We start from the raw sequence: 23,328 nt of genomic DNA, 5'->3' as shown, positions 1-23,328 counted from the left end.
TGGTGGTAAAGGCAACGGATACTGAAAAAAAGGAGAGGATCAATTGAAAGCGATAAAGATTTTATTAGGCACAATCATCGTAATTGCCATCATCGGCTTCGGTGTGTACCATTTCGGAACGAAATACATTGCCGACGAAGTAATGGGCCAAGTGGCGGCGGAACTGGAATCGAGCGGTGATTTGGAAGCAATTAAACAAGAAGTCCAAAACGATCCCGAGTTACGCGCATTCATTGAAGAAGGAAAGAACGTGGACAGCTCAAAGCTCCCTTTCCAAACGAAAGAAGAAGCGACTCGAGTTTTGATGAAAAAGTTCGATCTTAACGAACTCAACGAACTGCAAATCCAAGCGCGCCAAGGCATGACTGCAGAAGAACAGCAAGCCCTTTTCAATAAAATCCAAAGCAGACTGACAGAAGAAGAGATGCTGGCATTAAAGGCTTTGGCTTATAAAGAGTTATTTAAGTGAAAAACCGCTTCAGTCAAGGGTGACTGGAGCGGTTTTTGTGTCTGCTTGGGAGCTTATCGATCATTTCCCGGCGGATATCGATCATTTCCTATGCGTTATCGATCAATTCGGCGGAATTATCGTTTATTTCCCGGAAGTTATCGATCATTTCCCAAAAGTTATTGTCATTTTAGGACCTTTGACTCGATCAAATTGTGAAGCTCTCTAATCACTTTATGATCTGCCACATAAAATCTTCCCCTTCTTTCTCCCTCAAAAGGAATTTCGAACTGTCCTAAAATCCGTTTTACTTTCTGCACATTATCTAGATGCAAAAAACGTCTACTGTCTTTATTTGAAATGCGATAATCCACCAACATAAAATAATCCAGCAATGCCTGGACATGTGCATGAGCATCTACATTGCTACATTGAGGGCAACCCCAACCATTGTAGATCGACTGCATGCCAAATCGGCCGCATTGATTGCAACGAACTCCGGTCAACAATTCAGCCGGATGTATCCTATATATCTCTGTAACTGGAAAAGGGATGTACTCGCGATGGGCATCAGAAATCCGCTTAGCGATGTCCGTGAGCTTAGGTACATCAATAGATGGGTGAAATGAACTGAGTCTACGAAGAAAAACAGGGATTTCAAGGGGGAATAGGAGAGTTAGATCTTTACGTATGTTTTCAAATTGCTGCTGCGGTCTGGGGAAAACCGCTGCTTGATGAATGGGAATAGAAATCTGTTGTGCATGAAACCAGTCTTCCAATAGCATCTTATTTCGCTCCAGTTGAACGGAAGGACATTCAAACGCATCAACTTGTCCATTTTCAAGTGTTCGAGTAAGTTGATTTTGCGTTTCGGGGAAACTGATTCGGCCGGCAATATTTTTCATTTCCAAAATGACCGCTCCTTGTTGGAAAAGAAAAAGTGTATCCATTTGGAATTTGCCGGTGGATTGAAGATGTAAGTCATGGAAGATGTAATGCTCGAAAGGGAACTGATATTGTCGAAAAACATTAGCCAGTATTTGTTCTCCATTTTCACCGGCCTTGGTCTTCCGTAGCTCGTTTTCAATGTCCGCATAGCGGGGATGATGCTCCGGCAACCTTCGTAGCAACGCCTCCAATCCGATTGCCTTTAAAGAAATGGACTTTTCTTTCATAATCAATGAAATATCGCCTCCATATCGAATATAATTACTTTCACTCTACCATAAAAGTCTGATAATTCGCTAGGGTTAAAGTCATGGAAAAGAAATCGATCATTTCCCGGCAGATATCGTTCATTTCCTATGCGTTATCAATCAATTCAACGGAGTTATCGTTTATTTCCCGGAAGTTATCGATCATTTCCCAAGAGTTATTGTCATTTTAGGACTTTCAACTCAACAGACTTATTCTAAAAAATTCTCTAAGAGGGCAATACTCTCGAATAAAATTGAAATATATGAAACTAAAACCATGGTTTGGCAATTGGTGCTTCCTACATATTTCGAAATAGTAGAATTTCATTTACTCTTAAATGTAAATTACCCAATTATGGAAGGAGTTTTTTAATATGAAAGGCATTCAACGGATATTTTGTATTACTGCAGCCTTTATAATCCTTTTCGGAATGGCGGGCAATGCGTCTGCAGCAAGCAAGAAGATTTTTGACCAAGTGAGAAATGAATATGCGTCCTATGAAAAGAAAACGACGAACGCTTATGAGACATACCGTGAGAAGACAAAAAAGGCATATGAAGTCTACCGTGACAAGGAGCAGGCTTCTTTTGAAACATTCGGCAAACAGACGGATGCTGATTTGACGAAATTGACGAAGTTGTTAAGTGAGGATTTCAGCCAGCTCCAATCCCAATACGGCGGGAACAAAGATTTTGCTGAAAAGCTCCGAAAATATAACAGCCAAATCAGTCCAACGTCACTTGGCAGCCCGATGCAAAGATACGCGCAAAGCGTCAACCCGAATTATTTAGGGAGCCTTATGATGCACTATAAAAATGCCGTCAACGAACATTACTTGGGTGGCCCGATGACAGCTTATAAAAACGCGGTAAATGAAAACTATCTTGGTGGCCCGATGACTGCCTATAAAAACACTGTGAACGAAAATTACTTAGGCGGTCCAATGACTAAGCTCAAAAATAATAGTCGTGACAGTTATTTAGGTGGAATCATGCAACAGCATAAACGAGGTAAACTATCTCAAAAAGAAGCGCTGAAGCAATGGAATGCAATGTTTCAAAAGGAACGTAACCAAATCCAATCAGAAATTTCGAAGTCGAATAATGATATCAGCCGGGTGATTGATTCCACGACTGATAAAATCCTTTCACAAAAATCCAAAACAGTGAATGGCATTCTCGAGCAACGCGAGAAATCACTCAAAGCCATTTCTGACATGCGGGAAGAGTATTTCGGGGAAGGCATTACCTATGAAAAACTCATTCCTGACTTGGGCGAGAACCAGGTGATTGTGGCCGGGAATTGGATTGCACTTCATCAACCGCCAGTCCTGCAAAATGGTGAAGTCTTCGTTCCGTTGCGAGCAATCTTCGAGGCAATTAATCCTGAAGTGAAACTGCAGAAAAAAGGCGATGTCATTACAACAGCGAAGCCATCCGTGAAAATGACCATTGGTTCAAAGAAAGCGACAGTGAATGGAAAAGATATAACGCTTTCAACGGCTCCAACCATAGTGAACGGTCAAACGATGATTCCACTCCAGTTGGTGGATGCTTCATTTAGTAATTCGGTACAATGGAATCCCAAGGTGAAGACAGTATTTATTGATTGATATCAAGAAACAGCAAAGCACCCAGAGTTCGTCTCTGGGTGCTTTCAATGTGGAAAGTTATTTGATAGATCCGAAGAAAATTTGCCCGCCTTTTGTGTCGATTACTTTCAGCATGTTCGTGCGTTTCATGAAGATGGATTTATACTGGACGCGTCCGTTTTTATCCTTCAACGTGATGATGCGTTTGCTTGCATTGTCTTCGACGACTTGCAGGTTTAAATTGCCCACATTAACAATGGAAGAAAGCTTCGCATATTCAGCAAGTGTGCTGCTTTGATCTGCATCCGGCTTGCTCTCGGGCTTCGTTGCTTCTGGTGCTGTTTCAGCTGGTTGTACAGCGCCGAAGAAAATTTCACCACCGCGGAAGTCGATGAGTTTCAAGTTGTTTGTGTCTTTGACAAAGATGGATTTGTATTTGCCTTGTCCGCGTGCGTCGCTGAACACGATAATGCGTTTGTAGTTATTGTCTTCCGCCACCTTTGCGGATAGTCCGTTTACATCGATTTTGGAAGCGACTGTTTCGTATTCAGGAAGTTGCTTCAGTGCATCTGTTGTAATGTTTAATTGGTATCCTGCTTCATGATTTGAATAGGAAGTTTCATATTTTGATACTGCTGCCTCAGCTTTATCTGAGTTAAGAATGTTTGCTGCTCCGAAACCGCCTGTAGTTAGTAGTGCTGCGCTCAATGTAGTTGCGAAAAGTTTTTTCATGTTTGGTCTCTCCTTTGTTTTGGTATGACTTTATCTTACCTTTGCATTTTTAAAGGACTCTGAGAAATATATGAGAAATTGGTGAGAATTTCCCGCTATATACTCTGGGAACTTGGAAGTTGGGAAACGTTCAAAAACGTTATGACGGAAGCTCTAGCGGCTCGTTCACTACAGGTTTACAAAGTTGGCACTCATGCGGACTAAGCATTGATTGAACATGAAAATACCGATTCGCAAAAGTTCTTTGAAAAACAAGGGATCATGAAGGAAGGGGTATTTCGGAAGAACTGAAAGGTTAATGGGGAATATGTCGATTTACGTTGAAGACGATAGATATTCCGCTAGAAGATAAGTGGACACCATATTAAAATCACCCAGAGATTGGCATCTCTGGGCGTTTCCTATTCTCCGTATTCTAACTGCTTCTCAATTTTCCCATCATCTCCATGAATATAAACCATCGTTCCGGCTTCCTTGGCCATCCGTTTAGCTTCATCGATTGCATCATTTCGAGAACCTGCTGTATAGGCTGGTTCATCGTTGCCTTCCATTTTCACAGCCCAACCATTTTCATCATGAGGGACGACATGGAATCTTGCATCATCCGTACCTGCGCGATCCTCAAAATATTCATCCTGGTCACGTTTCGTCTCATTTGCCATGCAATAACCTCCTTCACTGAAATCTCTCAGTCTTGTACCTTTCCATTACCCTGTTGGGTGGAATCAAAACAGCAGCAAATCATAGAATAGTATGCCTTCTCTGGGTACTAAATGGTAAACTTATAGAAATGGGGGTGTCGATATGGATTCATCCAATAAGGTGTTATCTTTACGGAATGTCACGATGACATACGGGAATCATCGCGTGTTAAATGGCGTTAACTTGGAAGTGGAACGAGGACAGATTATCGGATATATCGGTCCGAATGGTGCCGGAAAAAGTACGACCGTGAAGATCATGCTTGGCATGATTCAAGATTACGAGGGGCAAGTAGTCATCTTCGGCGAGGATATTGCTTCGGGAGATCCATCTTATAAAAAGAGAATCGGCTACGTGCCGGAGCAAGCGGAACTGTACGATAACTTGACGGCAATGGAATATTTAGCGTTCACGGGAGAATTGTACGGACTTGACCGTGCATTTGCGGAGGAAAAAGCGCAGAAACTGATGATGGAATTTGAACTGGGTGACGTGATGCACTCGCGGCTTTCTTCCTTCTCCAAAGGGATGCGGCAAAAGGTGCTTATTATTTCAAGTTTGCTGCATAATCCCGATCTGTTGTTTTTCGATGAACCGTTAAGCGGATTGGATGCGAACAGCATGATGGTCATCCGTGAAATGCTCTCGCAACTAGCGGCGCAAGGAAAAACGATTTTTTACTCCTCGCATATTATGGATGTTGTCGAGAAGATCAGCAACCGGATTGTACTGCTTGTCAAAGGAACCGTTGTTGCGGATGGCAGCTTTGAGGAATTGCAGGAAATGAGTGAAGAGGGGTCTCTTTCCGGCATCTTCAATCAGCTGACTGGGTTTACGGATCATGCAAGTCGGGCGGAGCGTTTCATCTCGATTGTTGAGGATGGAACTGCCGATGCATGAATTCCGGATGCTGGCGATCCTCTCTAGATTTAAACGGATTTTCATAAAGGCAGGAATTGATTATGGTGCAATGGAAACCATTTTGCGCATGAAATTAACGATGGATGGCAGGCGAACGCCGACCATTTTCAATGCGCAGAAGAAGAAGGACGGCAATCAGTTCCTGAAGTCTTTATGGATCTATGGATTGTATGGACTCATGGTTATACCGTTCTATTTTTTTGGGGGTGACCACTATATTTTTCAAATGAGCCTCGTTTTCGGCATCACAATGTTCATTTTGGCAACGACGATGGTGTCAGACTTTTCGTCAGTCTTATTGGATGTAAGGGATAAGACGATTTTGCAGACGAAACCGGTAAGCAGCAAGACGATTAATTCTGCAAAAATCATCCATATATTGATCTATATGTTTTTCATAACTGGAGCCTTCATTGCCATACCGCTCATTGTTGGGTTGTTCACGAAAGGAATATTGTTTACCCTTCTATTTCTTGCTGCACTATTGTTCACAATGCTTTTCATTGTTGTCATTACGTCGCTCGTCTATTTTGCGGTCCTGCGTTTCTTTGATGGCGAAAAGCTAAAAGATATTATCAACTATGTACAAATCCTTCTGTCCATAGGCGTCATTGTCGGCTATCAGATTGTCATCCGCGCCTTCGATTTTGTCGACTTGGATTTGACATATTCATTCAGCTGGTGGCATCTGCTTTTGCCGCCGATGTGGTTTGGTGCATCGTTTGAGCTGTTATTGAATCGAGATTTTTCAAATGTGCTGATCTTGTTATCAGCACTCGCCTTGATAGTACCAATTATCTCCATGTATATCTACGTGCGGCTCATGCCTTCGTTTGAACGCAATATGGATAAGTTGATGAGCGAGTCGAAAAATAGGAAGAAGAAATCGAGCTGGTGGGTAGATGTTTGGGCGAAGCTTTGCTGCCGAAACAGGGAAGAGAAGACGTTTTTCCGTTTTGGCGCTTTAATGATGCAGCAGGAACGGGAATTCAAGCTGAAAGTTTATCCGTCACTTGGCTTTTCTCTCGTCTTTCCGTTTATCTTCATTTTTACGGAACTGCAAATGAGGACGTTGGCGGATATCTCCATGGGAAAAATGTTCTTGCTCATCTATTTCGGCAATATGATGATTCCGACCATCGTCCATACGATGCAGTTTTCTGTGAACCATAAAGCAAGCTGGCTGTTCAAGGCAACTCCGCTTCAGCATCCTGCTGCAGCCTATAGCGGAACGTTAAAAGCATTTTTAGTGAAGCTGTATATGCCAATTTTCATCTTGCTGTCGATTGCGTTTATCGCAATTTTTTCATGGCGCATTGTGCCTGATCTGTTCGCTGTATTGTTAGGGGCGATCCTTCAGACATTGCTTACGTATAAATGGCTAAATTCAGGTTCTTTCCCTTTCACTCAATCGTTCGAGTTTGCCCAATCGGAAGGCTCGGCAAAACTAATGCTGGTCACGTTGTTGGCCGGAATTTTTGTTATCGGTCATCTAATAGCGATTGCTGTAACGGGTGGTATTTACGTTTACATCGCAATTCTGCTCGTAGCGATATTCATCGGCTGGCGTAAGGTGTTTCCAATGAAGAGTGATGTGCTGGTACGAAGATAAAAGTTTTGATAGAAATAAAAGGTACTCCTTCTTGTCCCAATACGACAGAAGGAGTATTTCGTTTCGGGGCTAAAAGCGCACTGAAACCACCCAACCACTTTACAGATTCCCATTTATATGCCATAATTATATAGTTAATTAACCTAACTAACTATTATTTGCGAGGGGGCGGGAACCATCGAAATTACACAACAAGACTTCTTCGGGCATTACTACAAACTTTATCGCCCATTGCTCAATCAAATCAATTCAAAACTGGCCCAATATGGGTTGTTTAGTTCCCAATGGCAGATCATGAAGCTGCTTTTGCAAGAAGGCGCGATGACGCCGGCGGAAATTGCGCACCAGCAGCAAGTGGAAAAGCCGAGCATTACGAAGATCCTCCAACGTCTTGGGGAAATGAAGTATGTGGAATCGACGCCAGGACAAGATAAGAGGGAAAAATGGATTCGGCTGACAAGTTCAGGAGAAGCTATTTGCCATGACATCATGGAGCAGCTTGCATCTCTATACGAGGACCTTCTAAAAGGTTCTTCGAAAGAAGAAGTGGAAATGGCCATAAGCGTATTGGCGCGCGCCCACCAAAATCTATCATCATGAAAGAGTGAAAATATGCAAGAACAAAAACTATGGACAAAGGACTTCATAACAATATCAATCATCAATTTTATTCTCATGTTGGCAATGTATTTATTATTAGTAACTATCGCACCGTTCGCGGTTGAGCAATATGGGGCTTCGACGAGCATGGCAGGGCTTGTTTCGGGAATATTCATCATCGGAACATTGATCGCACGGATTTTTTCAGGAGGCTTGATTGGAAAAGTCGGCGGCAAGAGGATGCTGTTCATCGGTCTTCTCGTGTCCACGATTGCAACCGCCTTTTATTTCGGATCAGCGAATATGCCGTTGCTCCTTGCAAACCGGCTATTTCACGGAATCGGACTTGGCATTGCGTCAACTGCTACCGGCACGATGATTGCACAAGCGATCCCAGCGTCGAGGAGAGGGGAAGGGATTGGCTATTTCAGCATGAGCACCGTAATGGCGACAGCAATTGGGCCGTTTTTCGGCATCTTCATGAGCCAGCATTATCCGTTCCGTATGCTGTTTGTCCTCTGCCTCTCATTAAGCATTGTAACGCTGGTCATGTTCTTCTTTGTCAATGAAACCGTGAAGCCGTCTGCTTTGAACAAGCCGGAAGTAGCGAAAAAATGGATTGACTTATCCAATTTCATTGAAAAGAAAGCAATGCCGATTTCCATCATTACGTTATTCGTAGCACTAGCCTATTCGGGAGTGCTGTCATTCATTTCGTTTTACGCGAAGGAGATTAACCTCGTTCAAACTGCAAGTTTCTTTTTCCTCGTCTATGCCATCGTCGTATTGCTGTCCCGTCCATTCTCTGGGAAGCTATTGGACGTAAAAGGAGCGAAGTTTGTCGTCATCCCTTCGCTCGTACTCTTCGCATTTGGTATGATTGTGTTGAGCCAGACGCATAGCGGAATCATGCTGCTTGCTGCAGGTGCCATTTTCGGGCTTGGCTACGGAAACTTCCAATCCGTTGCTCAAGCGATTGCGCTGAAAGGGATATCCGTTGAACGGCTCGGCATTGCCACCTCTACGTTCTATATCTTCCTCGACTCCGGGCTCGGATTTGGGCCTTACTTTTTAGGCGTTGTCGTTCCAAGCCTCGGCTATCGGGGTATGTATGAAGTATTGACGATTGTTATTTTGCTATCCCTTGTGGCTTTCGTTTACTTGTTCCGTAAAAGAAAAACATTGGATAATGCATAAATAGAAAGGCTTTGGATGCCGTAACGGAATCCAAAGCCTTTTTTATCCCACAACAACTTCACTCATCAACGCATGCATATTATCTTCCGTATCTTTGAAAAATGCCATCCACGTTTCCGTTTGTCCCATCTTTGCGACCATATGCGGTTCATCGATGAAAACGATGTCTTTTTCCTTGTACTCTTCATAGGCCTGTTGAATATCTTCCACGTGAAAATAAAGGACGGAGCTTGAATGGGCGAATTCCTCTTTTTCAGGAAGGCTTATGAAGAGGCGTACGCCGTTGCAATCAAAAAACGCCATTGTTTCCGTTGTGAATAAAAGCTGCAAACCTAAACGGTCTTTGTAAAATGCGGTAGCCCGCTCAATATCAGTTGCAGGCAAAGCGACTTGCCCGATTTTCGTAATTGTCCCCATGTAACATCTCTCCCTTTTGTCTGTTTCTTTCATCATACATAACTGTTAATCGAATTTCTTATCCAAAATCACCTTTTTCCGATAATGGAGAGGTGACATGCCTATATGCTGCTTGAACATTTTGCTGAATGAAACAGGGTTTGAATATCCAATTTCAAATGCGACATCCGTCATATTGAGTTCGAAATTTGCCAACAGCTTTTTTGCTTTTTCAATCCGGAACTCCGAAATATGCTGGTGAGGAGTCCTTCCGAACACTTGCGCATAAGTGCGCAATAAATGATTTGGTGACAAACAGGCAGCTTTTGCAATATCCGCTAATTGTAGGGGCTCTGCAAAAAATGCGCGTATATATTCGTGGGCTGTTGTTACGCGTTGGAACAGTTCTTGACGCGTCGATTTGCGCAAAGCCTGTAGCGCTTCAACTTCACGAAAAGTCGTTACCTGTTCCATTATCAAGGATTCCATAATTCGATGGAATTGCTCGTCTTGCCAACAAGCATCCGATTGTTTGTGATGTTTTTTAAACGTATTGATTTGCGCAGCTAAAGAAGAGCTAATTTCATATGTTCTTTCAAAAAAGTAGAGGGGGTCCGCCTTTTCAAAGGGATCAGTCAGAAGTTCATTCGTTGAGGCATCCATTGTCCGATAGATGTCTTCTGCGAATCCATCACCGAAAAACATGCAAAATGATTCCACATCCTGTTTCTCTTCAATTCCGATGGTATACGGTCCTTCATTCAGAAGAAGATATCGGTTTTCTTCAACCGCAAAGAAACCCCTATCCGTCTTGTAAAGGGCTCTGCCATTCGAGAATGTCTTTATGGAAAGCTGTCCGATGCCTTCCCAGTAGAATTCGTTGCTTTTTGCATGCAAAATAAAATTGGATGAATCTTTTACTTCCATTCCCTCACCTCTGTATTGTCTGACTAATCAAAAGTATACCACTTTCATACTTTGTCTAATAGCTTGATTGAGGCAAGAGGAAGGAAAGGGGCTATCGCAGAAAAAATCTACTTTTGCGATAGCCCAAAAATATTTCTGTCTCAATCTTGAATTGTCACTGGCCGAATATATCGTACAAGGTAGCCGTGTTTTGGAGATCCGATAAAGCTGATTAGAAATACTACACCGGTCGCAAATGCCATGGATCCCGATATGGATGTGTCGATCCAAACGGCAATATAGTAACCGCCGATTGCAGATATGACACCGAATAGGGCGCTCAGGCACATCATGACGGACAGTCGATCGGTCCAAAGATAAGCTGCTGCGGCAGGAGTGATGAGCATGGCAACAACCATGATGGCGCCGACTGCGTCAAATGATGCGACCGTTGTAATCGACACAAGTGTCATGAATACATAATGCATGAGGATGACTGGAATGCCGAGGCTTGCTGCTAGCGCGGCATCGAACGTCGTAATTTTCCACTCTTTATAGAAAGCGACTACCATGACGAGAACAATCGCCAATACAATGAGCAATATGAATGTAGCTTGCGGCATTTCGCCAATCAATGGGACTTCCATCGTATTCCACGGAACGAATGTGATTTCTCCCATTAATGCATGCTGCACGTCTAAGTGGACATTTCCGGTCTTTGTTGCAATTAAAATAACGCCAATAGCAAACAACGTCGTAAATACAACCCCAATGGAAGCATCTTGCTGTACGCCAAGCGAATGTAGCAACTGTACCAAAACAGCTGTCAGCAAGCCTGCGATAATCGCGCCGATCAACATATGCACGCCGCTTAACTCACGCGTGATCAAATATGCCATGACAATGCCTAATAGGACTGTGTGACTGATGGCATCGGCCATCATCGCCATCTTTCTGAGGATGAGGAAGACGCCAATAATTCCACAGGACAACCCGACTAATGAAGCGGTAAGTAAAATCCAACCTTCATAACTCAATTTATTTACCCTCCTTCACAGTTTGGCGAGCCATAGAGTGATTTCCTACTTCATGGTATTTCCGTTGCATCCTCAGTTGGATTGCGCGGATCAATAATCCCCGTTGCGCTCCAAAAATGAGCGAAATGGTAAATATGGCAGCGGATGCGATGACGATGAACGGACCAGTTGGCCATCCTTTTCCCATTGTGCTTAGCAACGTCCCGATCATGCCCGAACCACCGCCAAAAATAGCTGAAAGAATGAGCATCTGCTTGAATGAATGTGTCCAGTAATGTGCGCTCACTACCGGAATGATAAGCAATGCCGCCATTAGAATGACTCCTACCGCTTGAATACCGATGACAATGACTAGCACGAGCATCGAAAGATAAGCACCGTTCATAAGCCGTGTTGAAAGACCGAGTCCCTTTGCGAAGTTTGCATCGAACAGGAACAGCTTCCATTCCTTGAATCCGACAATGATGACCGCGATAATGATTAAAGCAACAACCAACATCGTATAGACGTCTGTTCGAACCATGGAAGCCGCTTGCCCGAAAATGAAATTATCGAGACCGGCTTGGTTGCCGCCGCCTTTCCGACTGACAACCGTCAGAAGCATGACGCCCAAACCGAAGAAAACGGATAGGATGATTCCCATCGCTGCATCTTCCTTCACACGGCTGGACGAGCGGATCCAGTGGATGAGCCATGCACCGATGAAAGAACTGATGGCTGCGCCTACAATCATGAAAGGTAAATTTTTGTAACCCATAATGGAGAAAGCAATCACGACACCAGGCAAAGCTGCGTGTGATAATGCGTCACTCATAAGGCTTTGCCGCTTCCAATAGGCAAGGCAGCCAATCATTCCGGATGCCGTTCCCAATATCAATGTGCTGAATAAAACCCATTGCGCATTCGGAGATAAAAAGACATCAAACATCGTCATTGCACCTCCTTCAACCAGCGTAAACGTCCGCCGTATGTTCTTTGTACATTCTCCTTTGTAAAGATTTCCTCTGTTTTTCCATACTCTATAATGGTTTTATTTAAAAGCATGACGTGGTCGAAGTAATCTTCAACAGTCAATAAATCATGATGAACGACCATGACTGTCTTGCCGGCGGCTTTTAACCGCTTCAACGTAGTCATGATAGCCGTTTCCGTAGCAGCATCTACGCCGACTAGCGGCTCATCCATGAAGTAGAGATCCGCATTTTGGACAAGCGCGCGTGCCAAGAAAACGCGTTGTTGCTGCCCTCCTGATAACTGGCTGATTTGTCGATCGGCATAATCCGCCATCCCCATTTGAGCGAGTGATTCCATAGCGAGCTCCTTGTCGTGCTTGGAAGGCCATTTAAACCAACCAATCTTACCGTACAGCCCCATTAGCACGACATCCAAGGCATTTGTCGGGAAGTCCCAATCGACTGATCCTCTTTGGGGAACGTAGCCGATTCTTGATTTTGTCTTCGCAAGGGTGGAACCGAAAAATGACACATTTCCCGAAAGTGCAGGGTGTAAATTCAGCATCACTTTTAGCAAAGTCGATTTCCCGGCGCCATTCGGCCCGACAATTCCGGTCAATGAGCCAGGTTGAACGTCGAAATCCACATCATAAAGCACTTTATTTTTCCGGTACGCTGCGGAAAGGTTTTCAACCGTAAGTACAGACATTTAATTCCCCTCCCCTAAGAGTGCCTTATGGATCGTATTTACGTTATGTTTATACATTCCAATGTACGTCCCCTCTTCCGTACCTGCGTCTCCCATAGCGTCAGAATACAGCTCGCCGCCCAACTTCACATCAAGCCCTTGTTTTCCGGCTCCTTCGATTACAGCTTTGATAGAGTTCTGGTTAATGCTGCTTTCCACGAAAACAGCGGGAATTTTATAGTCCATCAGTATATTGATCGTATCGTCGATATCCGTAATCCCAATTTCATCTTCCGTACTCAATCCTTGCAAACCGACTACTTCGATATTGTACGCGCGCCCGAAATAACCGAAGGCGTCATGAGCCGTTACCAATACACGCTTACCTTCAGGAATTTGCGCGAGTTTATCTTTTGATTCTGCAAGGAGCTCATCAAGCTCTTTAAAATAGGACTCTTTGTTAGTTTCAAATTCATCAGCATATTCTGGAGCAAATTTCTTCAACTCTTCAGTTGCGGCTTCGAGAGAGGTTTTCCATAATTCGATATCAAACCAAACATGTGGATCGATGGCACCATCGTCATCTTTTAATAACTTTTCTGTTGGAATGGATTCGGAAATGCCGAGCACAGGCTTTTTGCTGCCGATTCTCGTAAATGCTTCTGTCATATTCCCTTCAAGATTGAGTCCGCTGTAGAAGACAATATCACTGCCTTCCAATTTCTTTATATCTCCTTGAGTAGCTTTGTATAAATGGGGATCGACACCAGGCCCCATTAAACTTTCCACCGCAACATGATCGCCGCCGATGAAGGATATCGGTTCAGCGATTTGTGCGATTGTCGTCACGACATCGATTTTCCCATCTGCATTGCCATCGTCTTTCTCTCCATCGGAACATGCGGCGAAAACTAGAAGGGATGATAATAGTCCTGCTAGTACGATGCCTTTTCTCATTTTCTTCAATTCAAATTCCTCCTGTACAGTTAATGTAAATGAAAAATAAAGTTTCCCTTGTGCAACATTTTGGGTAAAAAAATGAAGTACTAACTTCTCCCTGAAACTATCAAGCCACTTCCATTCAAAATGGTCTCATAGAAATAGTATTCACAAACGTCCACAAAGTTTCCCGAGGGAAACTATTTCTCTGTTAAAAGTAATTCAAAGTTCTCCGTTTGTCAATACCATTGTTCAAAATTATTATTTATCCGAAAACTACATCAAAAGTCTTAGGGAGAATCCGACTGGGGCTTGTTATAGGGATTGGGAAATCTTGTTAAGCTAATGATCAATGGAGCAGGAAGGAAAGGGGAATGGTTGTGAAAGTATTGGAGTTTATTGTAAAAAAGAAGGTATTGGTCGGTTTATTGACCGTATTAGTTGTAGCTTTGGGGAGCTTTGCGGTTGCTAAACTGGATAAGGAAATTATGCCTTCGGTTGGAATGGATGGCGCATATGTAATGATCGACGCAGGGGATATGGCAGCGATTGACGTGGAACAAACTATAACATCGCCTCTCGAACAGAGGCTGGAAGGAATCGAAGGTGTTGAGGAAATCAGGTCGACAACGGCGGTTGGAAGCAGTGCCATTGATATAACGATTGCCAGAGGACAAAGTGAAAAGGTCATGAAAGAAGTAGAGACGGCGGTGAATGAAACCAAAGCCGAGCATCCTGAAATACGGGAAGCTATGGCAAGTCAATATGGCGTCCGGCAAGGCTATGAATTTTTCATGGATCTATCAGGCGATGATCTTCAAACGATGACCGCGTTCGCTAAGGATGTGCTTGAACCGAGGCTTGAAAGCTTAAAGGAAGTTCAAGATGTCAATCTGTCTGGTGTGTCTGAGCAAGAAGTGTCCATTGCATTCAATCGGGATGAAATGAAAAAGCATGGGTTAGATATTTCACAAGTCGCGGGGTTCATTGCACAAGCGAATTCGGAAGCGACACTTGGCGAATTGCAGGATGGCGAGAACGGATCACTCCTCCGTTGGAATTCGAAACTTGCAGATGTTGAGGGAGTGAAACGTATTGAAATTCCGACAGCGGAAGGGTTTGTCCAATTGAATGACATTGCCAATGTAACGGTAGAGACCCGTGAACAGTCATCATTCGTATGGAAGAACGGGACGAACGAATTGGTGTTCATTCAAGTGGGGCGGGCAGCAAATGTCACGCAGATTGACATGGCAAAAGCCGTCCGTGAAGAGATTCAGAAAATACGCGAGGAAGGACTCGTGGAAGGCTTTACGTTAAATGAAATGGTAGCGCAAGCAGATATCGTACAAGAATCGATCGACGGTGTGGTCGTCAATATACTGATTGGTAGCGCAGTGGCGATTGCAATTCTGCTTTTATTCCTCAGAAATATCCGCGCTATGCTCATTATTGCGGTTTCCATCCCGACTTCGGTGTTGCTGACCTTTTTGACAGTATACGTGCTCGGATACAGTCTCAATATGCTGACGCTTATCGGTCTAGGTCTCGGTGTCGGAATGATGGTGGACTCATCGATTGTCATTTTAGAATCGATTTACCGGAAACGGGAGCTTGGACTTGCGAAATTTGAAGCGGTGCTTGCGGGAACGAAGGAGGTGGCGGGTGCTGTATTCGCCTCGATGCTGACGACGATCGTCGTATTCTTGCCGATCGGTTTTATTGGCGGCGGGCTTGGTGAGTTCATGATCATCCTTGCGATTGTAGTGTCGATTACATTGATCAGCTCAGTGCTCGTCGCATTTACGCTCATCCCTGCGCTTTCTGAGAATTTTCTTAGTTATCGGGGCATCCGTGACGCTAGGAAAGAGAGCCGTTTCAGCAAAGGGTACAATTTGATCGTTTCGTGGATTGTTGCGAAAAGGCGTCGGTGTCTTCTCGTCGTCGCACTCTTTTTCGGACTGTTTGGCGGTTCACTTCTCCTTGTGAATAAAATCCCGATGACCGTCATGCCGGATGTCTTTAATCGGTATAGTGAAATCGTTGTAGCATTGGAAACAGGGGTGGAGCGTTTTGAAAAAGAGCGGCTTGCACAACTGATGAATGAAAGACTGGCAGGCATTGAAGATGTTGAGTCCAGTTATGTCTTGGATAGTAGCGGGAATGAACTGTTTGTCATCGTCAATATGACAAAAGGTGATGACGTCATTCACGAGCAAAAGGAAGTAAATGAACAGATTTTACGATCGCTTCGGGAATTTCAAGATACCGAACCGATACGAACTGTGCAAGTAGCGATGTCCGAAATTAGCGGTGCGCCCGTACAAGTGATGGTCAAAGGAGAAGAATTCGGCCAAATGCAAGCAATTGCTGAAGACTTTATGAAAGAGCTTGGAAAAGTTGAAGGAATCGTTGGCGTGACAAATTCGATGGAACGCACTACCGAAGAAAGGGCGATTGTGTTAAAAGAAAAAGCAATTTCGGATGCAGGCTTAACACAATTGCAGGTAAAACAATTCATTGAACAGTCTTTCATTACTATGCCTGTAGGTCAAATGGCGCTCGATGGAGAGAATGTTCCCCTCATAGTCAGCTGGAATCAAAAAACGGATTCCACACAAGGGCTGCTCGATTTAGAAATACCGACGATGGAAGGCGATCAGAAGTTATCAATGTTCATCGACTTGGAAACTGTTCGTACGCCAAATGAAATCACGCATATTGACAAGGAACGATTCATTTCTGTTTCCTCGGATATTGAAGGTAGAGATTTAGGAGCGATCAATCGCGACGTGCAAAAAGTCATTAAGGATTTTGATACGCCGGCAGGCTATGCAATTGATGTCGCCGGTGATATCGAGCAGCAACAGCAGCTGATGATGGAAATGATTTTAGTGTTAAGCATCGCACTGTTCCTCGTCTACTTTGTGATGGCTGTGCAATTCAATCATTTAGGGCATCCGCTTATCGTCATGTCTGTCATTCCGATGGCGATTATCGGTGTCATTATCGGATTGTTCGTGACGCAAATGGAATTGAATCTATTGTCCGGGATGGGTGTCATCATGCTGATCGGCATCGTTTTGAACAACGCGATTCTCTTAATCGACCGGACAAACCAGCTTCGTAGAGAAGGGATGTCCATGGAAGATGCATTAGTTGAAGCGGGCAAAAACCGGATTCGCCCGATTTTCATGACGACATTGACGACGGTAGGCGGAATGCTGCCGCTTGCACTCGCATCAGGAGTATCCGGCAATTACCAGGCACCGCTCGCAACAGTGTTGATCTCCGGATTGCTGTTTGCGACGTTCATCACACTGCTGCTCATTCCATCGGTTTATCGTTTGTTTACTAAGACCGAGAAAGTGGCGGAAGCGGCGTCATCGAAACGCAAGAAACGCATGGCGGCACGGGTGGTTGAACCCGTGAAATAAAATAGAGGAAGACAGAAACGCATAAAATGTGCTAAACGAGCAGAAATCGAATTACTCGCGCATAAAGCGTGCCAAACACGCATAAAATGAATTATTAACGCATAATATCGCAGAACGACGCATAAACGTAATTAAAAGCTCATAAATGGCTGGAAAAACGCATAAATGTCTTACACGATCTTCGTGAACAATGGAGGTCGTGTTTTTTCGCTTGTCATCTCACAAAGAAGACAGCTACAATGAGGCGATGAAGAAAGGGAGTGAATTCATTGAATGAAAAGGAGTATGACAACCTTCTTCGGATAAAAACAGCTGGAACGCTTGAGTTGTTAAGCCAGTCAGCCCATTATAACCGCTATGAAGCAACACCTTACGAAGCGTTGGATGAGCTGTTCAAAACGCATGAGCTGCATCAGTCGGACGGCTTTGTCGATTTCGGCTGCGGCAAGGCACGCGTGTCATTTTACGTCCATCATCGCTTTGGCGCATCGGTGACAGGGATTGAGATGAATGGGCAACTCTATCAGGACGCGCTTGAAAACTTGGCAAGATACCGACATAAAGCGAAGCACCGTGGCGGGGCGATCCGTTTTGAACGGTGCTTCGCAGAAACGTATGAAATCGATCCGTCGGAGAATACATTTTATTTCTTTAATCCATTTTCCATCCAAATATTTATGACCGTCATCAGTAACATTTTGTTGTCTGTCGAACGGGTAGTTCGCCCAATAGACGTCATCCTTTATTATCCGACAGCGGAATATGTGCAATATATGGACAATCAGACGCCATTTAAGCTTTGGAAGGAAATTAAAATCGATAGTCTTTATGATAAAAATGAAAATGAACGATTTTTAATCTACCGATTGGGTGAGTAAGGTAGTTATCGTTCATTTCCTAGAGGATATCGATCATTTCCCGGTGGATATCGATCAATTCGAAGGAGTTATCAATCATTTCCCAAGAGTTATTGTCATTTCGTTACTTTATACCTAGACAAATACTTGATTTGTCAAAGGCATTTAACGCGACAAGCTAATTCCATGGCCGCGGAAAGATGCCGCGCACAAGCTTATTTCAACAAATGCATCGCGGCCTCCGCCTCATGCCACGGAACAGGGTATCCTTTCCCTTTCGCGCAAAAAATCGACGTGGATGTGTATTCGGGGTCTGCATCCTTGTTGTAGCTGCTCGCCTCGATCACTTCCTCCGGATTATGGCATTCGTCATAGCCTCCGAATTGCAAAGTGAGCGCTCCTTTGCCGTTCGTGAATGAGGCAAAGACTGTGCTGTAATTCATGAAAGTGGCAACCGGGACGCGGCCTGTCACGACAGTGGTTTCGCCTATCGTTTCAGGAGGCGCGAAACTCCCTGATGCTTGCTGGATATCGGATAGGACGCGGCCAATATGGTCCATTCCGACTTTTATTTTGAAGTCATAAACCGGTTCGAGCAGGATGTTTTCCGCTTTCTCCAACCCTTGCCGCAATGCGCGGAATGTCGCTTCCCTGAAGTCTCCGCCGGACGTATGCTCAATATGTCCTTTTCCTGTCAGCAATGTGATTTTTACGTCGGTCAGCGCCGATCCAGTCAATAAACCATGATGTGCCCGTTCGAAAATATGACTTCGTATCAAGTTTTGATTACCAACAGACAAATCATTCGCATGGCATACATTCTCGAACGAAATGCCGCTGTCTCGCTCGGCCGGTTCAATCCTCAAATGAACTTCCGCATAATGCTTCAGTGGCTCAAAATGGCCATAGCCGTTGACGGCGGAGCGAATTGTCTCCTTGTATAGGATTTTCGGGTCGCCAAACGACACGTCGAATTGGAATCGATCCCGCACGATTTGTTTCAGCACTTCAAGCTGGATGACTCCCATCACGTGGACGTGCACTTCTTGGACATGCTCATCCCAGACGACACGCAACGAAGGGTCTTCAGCATCCAACATTTTAAAGCAGCGCAGCACTTCTTTCACATGGATGGAAGGGTCGAAAATCACTTTCGATTTCAACGTTGGAATCAAGTCAAACACCGCCTTCTCAACGAGCGCACCGAGCGGATCACCTGCGCGTGCCTCAGAAAGCCCTGTTACAGCGACGATTTCTCCCGCATTGGCAGCTTCCACCGTATGAAATTTCTTTCCATTATATTGCCGGATCTGCGTAATTTTCTCCTGCTTGCCGGCATACTGCGTGTCATCCCTTACGTGCAATTCCCCTTGCAACACTTTCAAAAATGTCACCCGATGGCCGTTTTCATCATGCCGAACTTTATAAACTCGCGCCGCAAATTCACCTACATTCGCATAATCTGTCTCGGTCAGCTGATCAAATTTTTCAAGGAAATCAAGCACCCCGATATCCTTCAAGGCAGAGCCGTGCCCATAAGGGAAGACGTCGCGATGTTGAATCATCCGTTTCAAAGCTTCCAGCCATGTCTCGCTGTCATAACCGGTATCCATATAGCGTTCGAGCAGTGCCTCGTCACGTTCCGCAATGAATTCAATGAGGCTTTCAGTCATGTCGTCCTCTTCTATTTCTGACAAATCAAAGATGTCCTGTGACAGGCTGCCGCGAATTTCATCCACGACGTTCTGTATATTCACACCTTCGCGATCGGTTTTATTCAAAAAGAAAAATGTCGGGATTTGGTGCTTTTTCAATAATTGCCAAACCGTCTCGGTATGACCTTCCACTCCGTCCGCTGCGCTTATAATGACGATGGCCGCATCCATCACTTGGATGGCTCTTTCCATTTCAGGTGAGAAATCGACGTGTCCCGGCGTATCGATGAGCGTATAGTGGGAGCCGTTGAACGTGAATGTTCCTTGGTCTGCAAATACAGTAATGCCGCGGTTCTTTTCGATTTCATGGCTATCGAGGAAAGTGTCTTGATGGTCGACACGGCCCCGCTGGCGAATGCTATGTGTATGGAATAGTAGCTGTTCAGAAAAAGTAGTCTTACCCGCATCCACGTGAGCGACGATTCCAATTGTTTTCTGCATAAGTGCACCTCGATTTCATTTCTGGATTATATAACTTTTATTTTAGTCATAAACGGGGGAGAAAAGGAAGATATGATCGGAGCGTGGAATAATATGGTGAAGGTCTAAAGTTCCGGAATGAGCATAACTTCTTCAAAGTCGCTCATAACTCCTCAAGATTGCGCCATGCCTCCTTCAAATCCGCGCAAAACCCCATTTATAACTAGTAAAAAAAACGCACCCCAAGCCGGAGTGCGTGTTATCGTGCTGATTGTTGCAGCAATTGCTCGATTTCTTCGTGCGGAAGCGGTTTGGAATAAAGATAGCCTTGCACTTCATTGCAACGGAGCTGTTTCAGAAAAGCTCCTTGCTCTTCCGTTTCCACGCCTTCCGCAATGACGTTCAGTTCCAAGTTTTTCGCAAGGTCGATAATCGCTTTTACGATAGCTGTATTGCTTTTGCTCAGTTCGCCGATGAACGCCTGATCGATCTTTAAATGGGACAGCGGGAATTTACTCAAATAGAGGAATGACGAATAGCCTGTTCCGAAGTCATCGACGCTCACGGTGATGCCTGCGTTAAAAAGTTCTTTCAAAACGGCTTCGCAATGCTGTACATCGGACATCATGCTTTCCGTAATCTCTAAATTCAAGTACGAAGGATGCAGACCGGTTTCATTCAAAATCCTTAATACGTCTTCCACGAACGATGGTTGGTTGAATTGCCTCATGGATACGTTCACACTCATCCTTAACGGAGTAAATCCTTGTTCCTGCCATGCTTTCGCCTGCGTACATGCCGTTTTCAACACCCATTCACCGAGTGGCAGAATGAAACCATTCTCCTCCGCAATCGGTATGAATTTCAAGGGTGGGATATAGCCCCGAACAGGGTGTTTCCACCTGGCGAGCGCTTCCATCCCTTTGATCTGCCCGGTTTTCAAGTCGAATTGGGGCTGATAATGAAGGAGGAACTGACCTTTTTCCAATGCTTGCCGCAGCTCCATTTCAAAGAATGTCTTCTCCATCAGTTCTTCTTGAAGTTCCTCCGTGAAAAACCGGAAAGTGCCCTTGCCTGCCTCCTTTGCCAAATACATGGCCGTGTCGGCACTGCGAAATAACGTGCTATAATCCTCTCCGTCCTTTGGATACAACGCGATTCCGATGCTTGGAGCAACGAAGATCTCTTGCTTGTTGAAAAAGAAAGGCTGTGAAATGTCCTCGACAATTAGTGAGGCGATGGATGCGAGTCGTTCATTGTCTGTAGAATCAATGAGAATGATAAATTCATCCCCGCTTAGTCTAGCTACCGCATCTTCGCTTTGAACGCAATCACGCAATCTTTCCCCGACGGCGATGAGCAACTGATCGCCAATATGGTGCCCTAACGTGTCGTTGACATTTTTGAATCGATCCAAGTCAAGGAACATGATGGCAAAAGACTCATCTTCACCTGCGTTTTTAATTTTTCGTACCAATTTTTCTTGGAAATTTCTTCGGTTCGGCAATCCGGTCAAGTAATCATAATAGGCCATATGTTCAATGACTTTTTCGGCTTCAATCCGTTGAGAAATATCGATGGCGGTGCCGACAACCTCGACAATGTTCCCGTCTTTTGCAATCGGAGACAAATAGACGAGAAAGGAAAGGTCGTCGAAGGTCAACTCAAATTGGACGACTTCTCCAGTCATCCCTGCAAGTAAATAATTCTTAAATGCTTCAAGCTCTTCTTCGGTGAATGAATGGATGACTTCCTGTGCATTCAATTTTTCCACTGTAATGCCAACACGTTCTTTAATTTGTCCCTCGAAAAGGGTAAAGACGATTTTACCGTCTTCGGTAGTCGTATATTTGAAAATGGCATTTTGCAAGTTTTTCACGGTCGTTTGGAAATCGTTCTGCAAAGCGATTTCCAAAGATTCCTCCGCTTTTTTTCGAGCGGTAATATCGTGGCGAATCGCAATGTATTGTTCAGGCTTTCCATCGGAATCAAGAAAAGGGACAATTGTCGTGCTTACCCAATAGAGGGAGCCGTCTTTCGCACGATTGCAAACATCGCCTTGCCAGATGTCGCCGTTTTGAATCGTTCCGTACATTTCTTTGAAGAAGGATTTTGGATGGAAATTTGAATTGACGATCCGATGGGTGTTTCCGATCAATTCGTCGCTCGAATACTGAGACAGCTCACAAAATTTTTCATTGACGTACGTAATGACACCCTTCGCATCAGTAATGGCTACTACCGATGAGTAATCAAGCGCATTTTCAATGTTATGCAGATTCTGCAATGTTTCTTTGTATTTTTCCTTTGTCAGTTCGCGGGCTGTAATATCGCTATCTATTGATAGGAATTGAATGTTCTCGCCAGACTCGTCCAACATCGGAATAATATTGGCGTTCACCCAATAAGGCGAGCCATCCTTTGCAATGGCGCTGATGTTTTTCTGCCAAGCTTCGCCGCTTGTGAAAAACTGTAACGTTTCCTCCCTGAATCGTTCGGGTACATAGTCTGGATTGACGATGTTATAGCTTTTCCCAATCAACTCCTCTTCAGTGTAGCCGGATAGTTCACAGAAGTTCTTATTTACATAAATAAAATGAGCGTTTCTATCTGCAATTGAAATGCAGAACTTTTTATCAAAGAAATACATAAGGGAAGCGAAGCTTAGTTTCGATAACACCATTTCCAATTCCTTTCTATATACAAAAACGACGCAAAAAGCGAAGAAATATTTCTGTGTAATACACCGACTCAGTGAACAGGAATATACTCAATTAAGAGATATGAAAAAATCAATTTTAATAGTGTGTATTTTCACGTTAATTATACCATCCGCTAAAGCTGCAATCTACATTAACTAGTTTCTTATAAGTTTTTTTATTAAAACAATTGTTTAACTATTCTTCATTTAATAGTTGCGTTCAAACTGAAATGTTTCATCATTCCAACTAAATGGAATTGACTTTTAATTTATGTCGTC

The 23,328-nt window shown here is 44.1% G+C and carries 19 protein-coding genes; 8 read left to right on the top strand and 11 right to left on the bottom strand.

What is annotated here, in order from left to right:
- Positions 1-43: 43 nt before the first annotated feature.
- Complete coding sequence (locus AC0L13_RS19785) at positions 44-469, top strand: hypothetical protein (protein ID WP_473642440.1); 426 nt, start codon at positions 44-46, stop codon at positions 467-469.
- A 164-nt stretch (positions 470-633) separates the two neighbouring features.
- Here the strand turns inward: AC0L13_RS19785 and AC0L13_RS19780 are convergent, their stop codons facing one another.
- Positions 634-1,623 (bottom strand): nuclease-related domain-containing protein, encoded by a 990-nt coding sequence (locus tag AC0L13_RS19780; RefSeq protein WP_473647167.1) that lies wholly within the window; start codon positions 1,621-1,623, stop codon positions 634-636.
- A gap of 395 nt (positions 1,624-2,018) precedes the next feature.
- On the opposite strand from AC0L13_RS19780, the gene AC0L13_RS19775 reads away from it, so the two are divergent.
- Entirely contained in the window at positions 2,019-3,257 is a 1,239-nt protein-coding gene (locus AC0L13_RS19775; RefSeq protein WP_473642439.1) for a stalk domain-containing protein, read from the top strand.
- 57 nt (positions 3,258-3,314) lie between these two features.
- Here the strand turns inward: AC0L13_RS19775 and AC0L13_RS19770 are convergent, their stop codons facing one another.
- Complete coding sequence (locus AC0L13_RS19770; protein ID WP_473642438.1) at positions 3,315-3,968, bottom strand: hypothetical protein; 654 nt, start codon at positions 3,966-3,968, stop codon at positions 3,315-3,317.
- Between the two features lie 401 nt (positions 3,969-4,369).
- Entirely contained in the window at positions 4,370-4,630 is a 261-nt protein-coding gene (locus AC0L13_RS19765; protein WP_473642437.1) for a DUF2188 domain-containing protein, read from the bottom strand.
- 142 nt (positions 4,631-4,772) lie between these two features.
- On the opposite strand from AC0L13_RS19765, the gene AC0L13_RS19760 reads away from it, so the two are divergent.
- The 4 genes from AC0L13_RS19760 to AC0L13_RS19745 all read left to right on the top strand — a co-directional run bounded on the left by AC0L13_RS19760 (position 4,773) and on the right by AC0L13_RS19745 (position 9,000).
- On the top strand, positions 4,773-5,570 hold the full coding sequence (locus tag AC0L13_RS19760) for an ABC transporter ATP-binding protein (protein ID WP_473642436.1): 798 nt from the start codon (positions 4,773-4,775) through the stop codon (positions 5,568-5,570).
- Positions 5,563-7,203: a hypothetical protein gene (locus AC0L13_RS19755; RefSeq protein WP_473642435.1), complete on the top strand. Its 1,641-nt coding sequence runs from the start codon at positions 5,563-5,565 to the stop codon at positions 7,201-7,203. The genes AC0L13_RS19760 and AC0L13_RS19755 overlap by 8 nt, the downstream gene beginning before the upstream one ends.
- Positions 7,204-7,434: 231 nt before the next feature.
- Positions 7,435-7,803 carry a MarR family winged helix-turn-helix transcriptional regulator gene (locus tag AC0L13_RS19750; protein ID WP_473642434.1) on the top strand — a complete coding sequence of 123 codons (369 nt, stop codon included), beginning with the start codon at positions 7,435-7,437 and terminating at the stop codon, positions 7,801-7,803.
- Between the two features lie 12 nt (positions 7,804-7,815).
- Entirely contained in the window at positions 7,816-9,000 is a 1,185-nt protein-coding gene (locus tag AC0L13_RS19745; protein ID WP_473642433.1) for an MFS transporter, read from the top strand.
- A 42-nt stretch (positions 9,001-9,042) separates the two neighbouring features.
- Here AC0L13_RS19745 and AC0L13_RS19740 read toward each other — a convergent pair whose 3' ends face one another.
- From AC0L13_RS19740 to AC0L13_RS19715, 6 genes are all read right to left on the bottom strand, one after another.
- Positions 9,043-9,417, bottom strand: a complete 375-nt coding sequence (locus tag AC0L13_RS19740; protein ID WP_473642432.1) for a VOC family protein — start codon at positions 9,415-9,417, stop codon at positions 9,043-9,045.
- Positions 9,418-9,462: 45 nt separating this feature from the next.
- The gene (locus AC0L13_RS19735; protein ID WP_473642431.1) at positions 9,463-10,323 is read right to left on the bottom strand and encodes a helix-turn-helix domain-containing protein; all 861 of its coding nucleotides are present in this window, start codon (positions 10,321-10,323) and stop codon (positions 9,463-9,465) included.
- A gap of 140 nt (positions 10,324-10,463) precedes the next feature.
- Positions 10,464-11,339: a metal ABC transporter permease gene (locus AC0L13_RS19730; protein WP_473642430.1), complete on the bottom strand. Its 876-nt coding sequence runs from the start codon at positions 11,337-11,339 to the stop codon at positions 10,464-10,466.
- Between the two features lies 1 nt (position 11,340).
- Entirely contained in the window at positions 11,341-12,267 is a 927-nt protein-coding gene (locus AC0L13_RS19725) for a metal ABC transporter permease (protein ID WP_473647165.1), read from the bottom strand.
- Positions 12,268-12,269: 2 nt separating this feature from the next.
- The gene (locus AC0L13_RS19720) at positions 12,270-13,001 is read right to left on the bottom strand and encodes a metal ABC transporter ATP-binding protein (RefSeq protein WP_473642429.1); all 732 of its coding nucleotides are present in this window, start codon (positions 12,999-13,001) and stop codon (positions 12,270-12,272) included.
- Complete coding sequence (locus tag AC0L13_RS19715; protein WP_473647162.1) at positions 13,002-13,937, bottom strand: metal ABC transporter solute-binding protein, Zn/Mn family; 936 nt, start codon at positions 13,935-13,937, stop codon at positions 13,002-13,004.
- Between the two features lie 356 nt (positions 13,938-14,293).
- On the opposite strand from AC0L13_RS19715, the gene AC0L13_RS19710 reads away from it, so the two are divergent.
- Positions 14,294-17,356, top strand: a complete 3,063-nt coding sequence (locus AC0L13_RS19710; RefSeq protein WP_473642428.1) for an efflux RND transporter permease subunit — start codon at positions 14,294-14,296, stop codon at positions 17,354-17,356.
- 269 nt (positions 17,357-17,625) lie between these two features.
- Complete coding sequence (locus AC0L13_RS19705) at positions 17,626-18,234, top strand: class I SAM-dependent methyltransferase (RefSeq protein ID WP_473642427.1); 609 nt, start codon at positions 17,626-17,628, stop codon at positions 18,232-18,234.
- Positions 18,235-18,428: 194 nt separating this feature from the next.
- Here AC0L13_RS19705 and AC0L13_RS19700 read toward each other — a convergent pair whose 3' ends face one another.
- Both AC0L13_RS19700 and AC0L13_RS19695 read right to left on the bottom strand, forming a co-directional pair.
- Entirely contained in the window at positions 18,429-20,369 is a 1,941-nt protein-coding gene (locus AC0L13_RS19700) for a GTP-binding protein (protein ID WP_473642426.1), read from the bottom strand.
- A gap of 238 nt (positions 20,370-20,607) precedes the next feature.
- Positions 20,608-23,031 (bottom strand): sensor domain-containing protein, encoded by a 2,424-nt coding sequence (locus tag AC0L13_RS19695; protein ID WP_473642425.1) that lies wholly within the window; start codon positions 23,029-23,031, stop codon positions 20,608-20,610.
- Between the last annotated feature and the right edge of the window lie 297 nt (positions 23,032-23,328).

Source organism: Sporosarcina sp. QA0331, assembly GCF_055808055.1.
Note: the sequence above shows the minus strand (reverse complement) of the source record. Positions and strands in the feature narration are given on the sequence as shown.

Coding starts and splice junctions, on each gene's coding strand:
- AC0L13_RS19725 (WP_473647165.1), bottom strand. CDS start 12,267: ATGTTTGATGTCTTTTTATCTCCGAATGCGCAATGGGTTTTATTCAGC.
- AC0L13_RS19755 (WP_473642435.1), top strand. CDS start 5,563: ATGCATGAATTCCGGATGCTGGCGATCCTCTCTAGATTTAAACGGATT.
- AC0L13_RS19710 (WP_473642428.1), top strand. CDS start 14,294: ATGGTTGTGAAAGTATTGGAGTTTATTGTAAAAAAGAAGGTATTGGTC.
- AC0L13_RS19765 (WP_473642437.1), bottom strand. CDS start 4,630: ATGGCAAATGAGACGAAACGTGACCAGGATGAATATTTTGAGGATCGC.
- AC0L13_RS19735 (WP_473642431.1), bottom strand. CDS start 10,323: ATGGAAGTAAAAGATTCATCCAATTTTATTTTGCATGCAAAAAGCAAC.
- AC0L13_RS19715 (WP_473647162.1), bottom strand. CDS start 13,937: ATGAGAAAAGGCATCGTACTAGCAGGACTATTATCATCCCTTCTAGTT.
- AC0L13_RS19760 (WP_473642436.1), top strand. CDS start 4,773: ATGGATTCATCCAATAAGGTGTTATCTTTACGGAATGTCACGATGACA.
- AC0L13_RS19720 (WP_473642429.1), bottom strand. CDS start 13,001: ATGTCTGTACTTACGGTTGAAAACCTTTCCGCAGCGTACCGGAAAAAT.
- AC0L13_RS19770 (WP_473642438.1), bottom strand. CDS start 3,968: ATGAAAAAACTTTTCGCAACTACATTGAGCGCAGCACTACTAACTACA.
- AC0L13_RS19740 (WP_473642432.1), bottom strand. CDS start 9,417: ATGGGGACAATTACGAAAATCGGGCAAGTCGCTTTGCCTGCAACTGAT.
- AC0L13_RS19700 (WP_473642426.1), bottom strand. CDS start 20,369: ATGCAGAAAACAATTGGAATCGTCGCTCACGTGGATGCGGGTAAGACT.
- AC0L13_RS19775 (WP_473642439.1), top strand. CDS start 2,019: ATGAAAGGCATTCAACGGATATTTTGTATTACTGCAGCCTTTATAATC.
- AC0L13_RS19780 (WP_473647167.1), bottom strand. CDS start 1,623: ATGAAAGAAAAGTCCATTTCTTTAAAGGCAATCGGATTGGAGGCGTTG.
- AC0L13_RS19695 (WP_473642425.1), bottom strand. CDS start 23,031: ATGGTGTTATCGAAACTAAGCTTCGCTTCCCTTATGTATTTCTTTGAT.
- AC0L13_RS19745 (WP_473642433.1), top strand. CDS start 7,816: ATGCAAGAACAAAAACTATGGACAAAGGACTTCATAACAATATCAATC.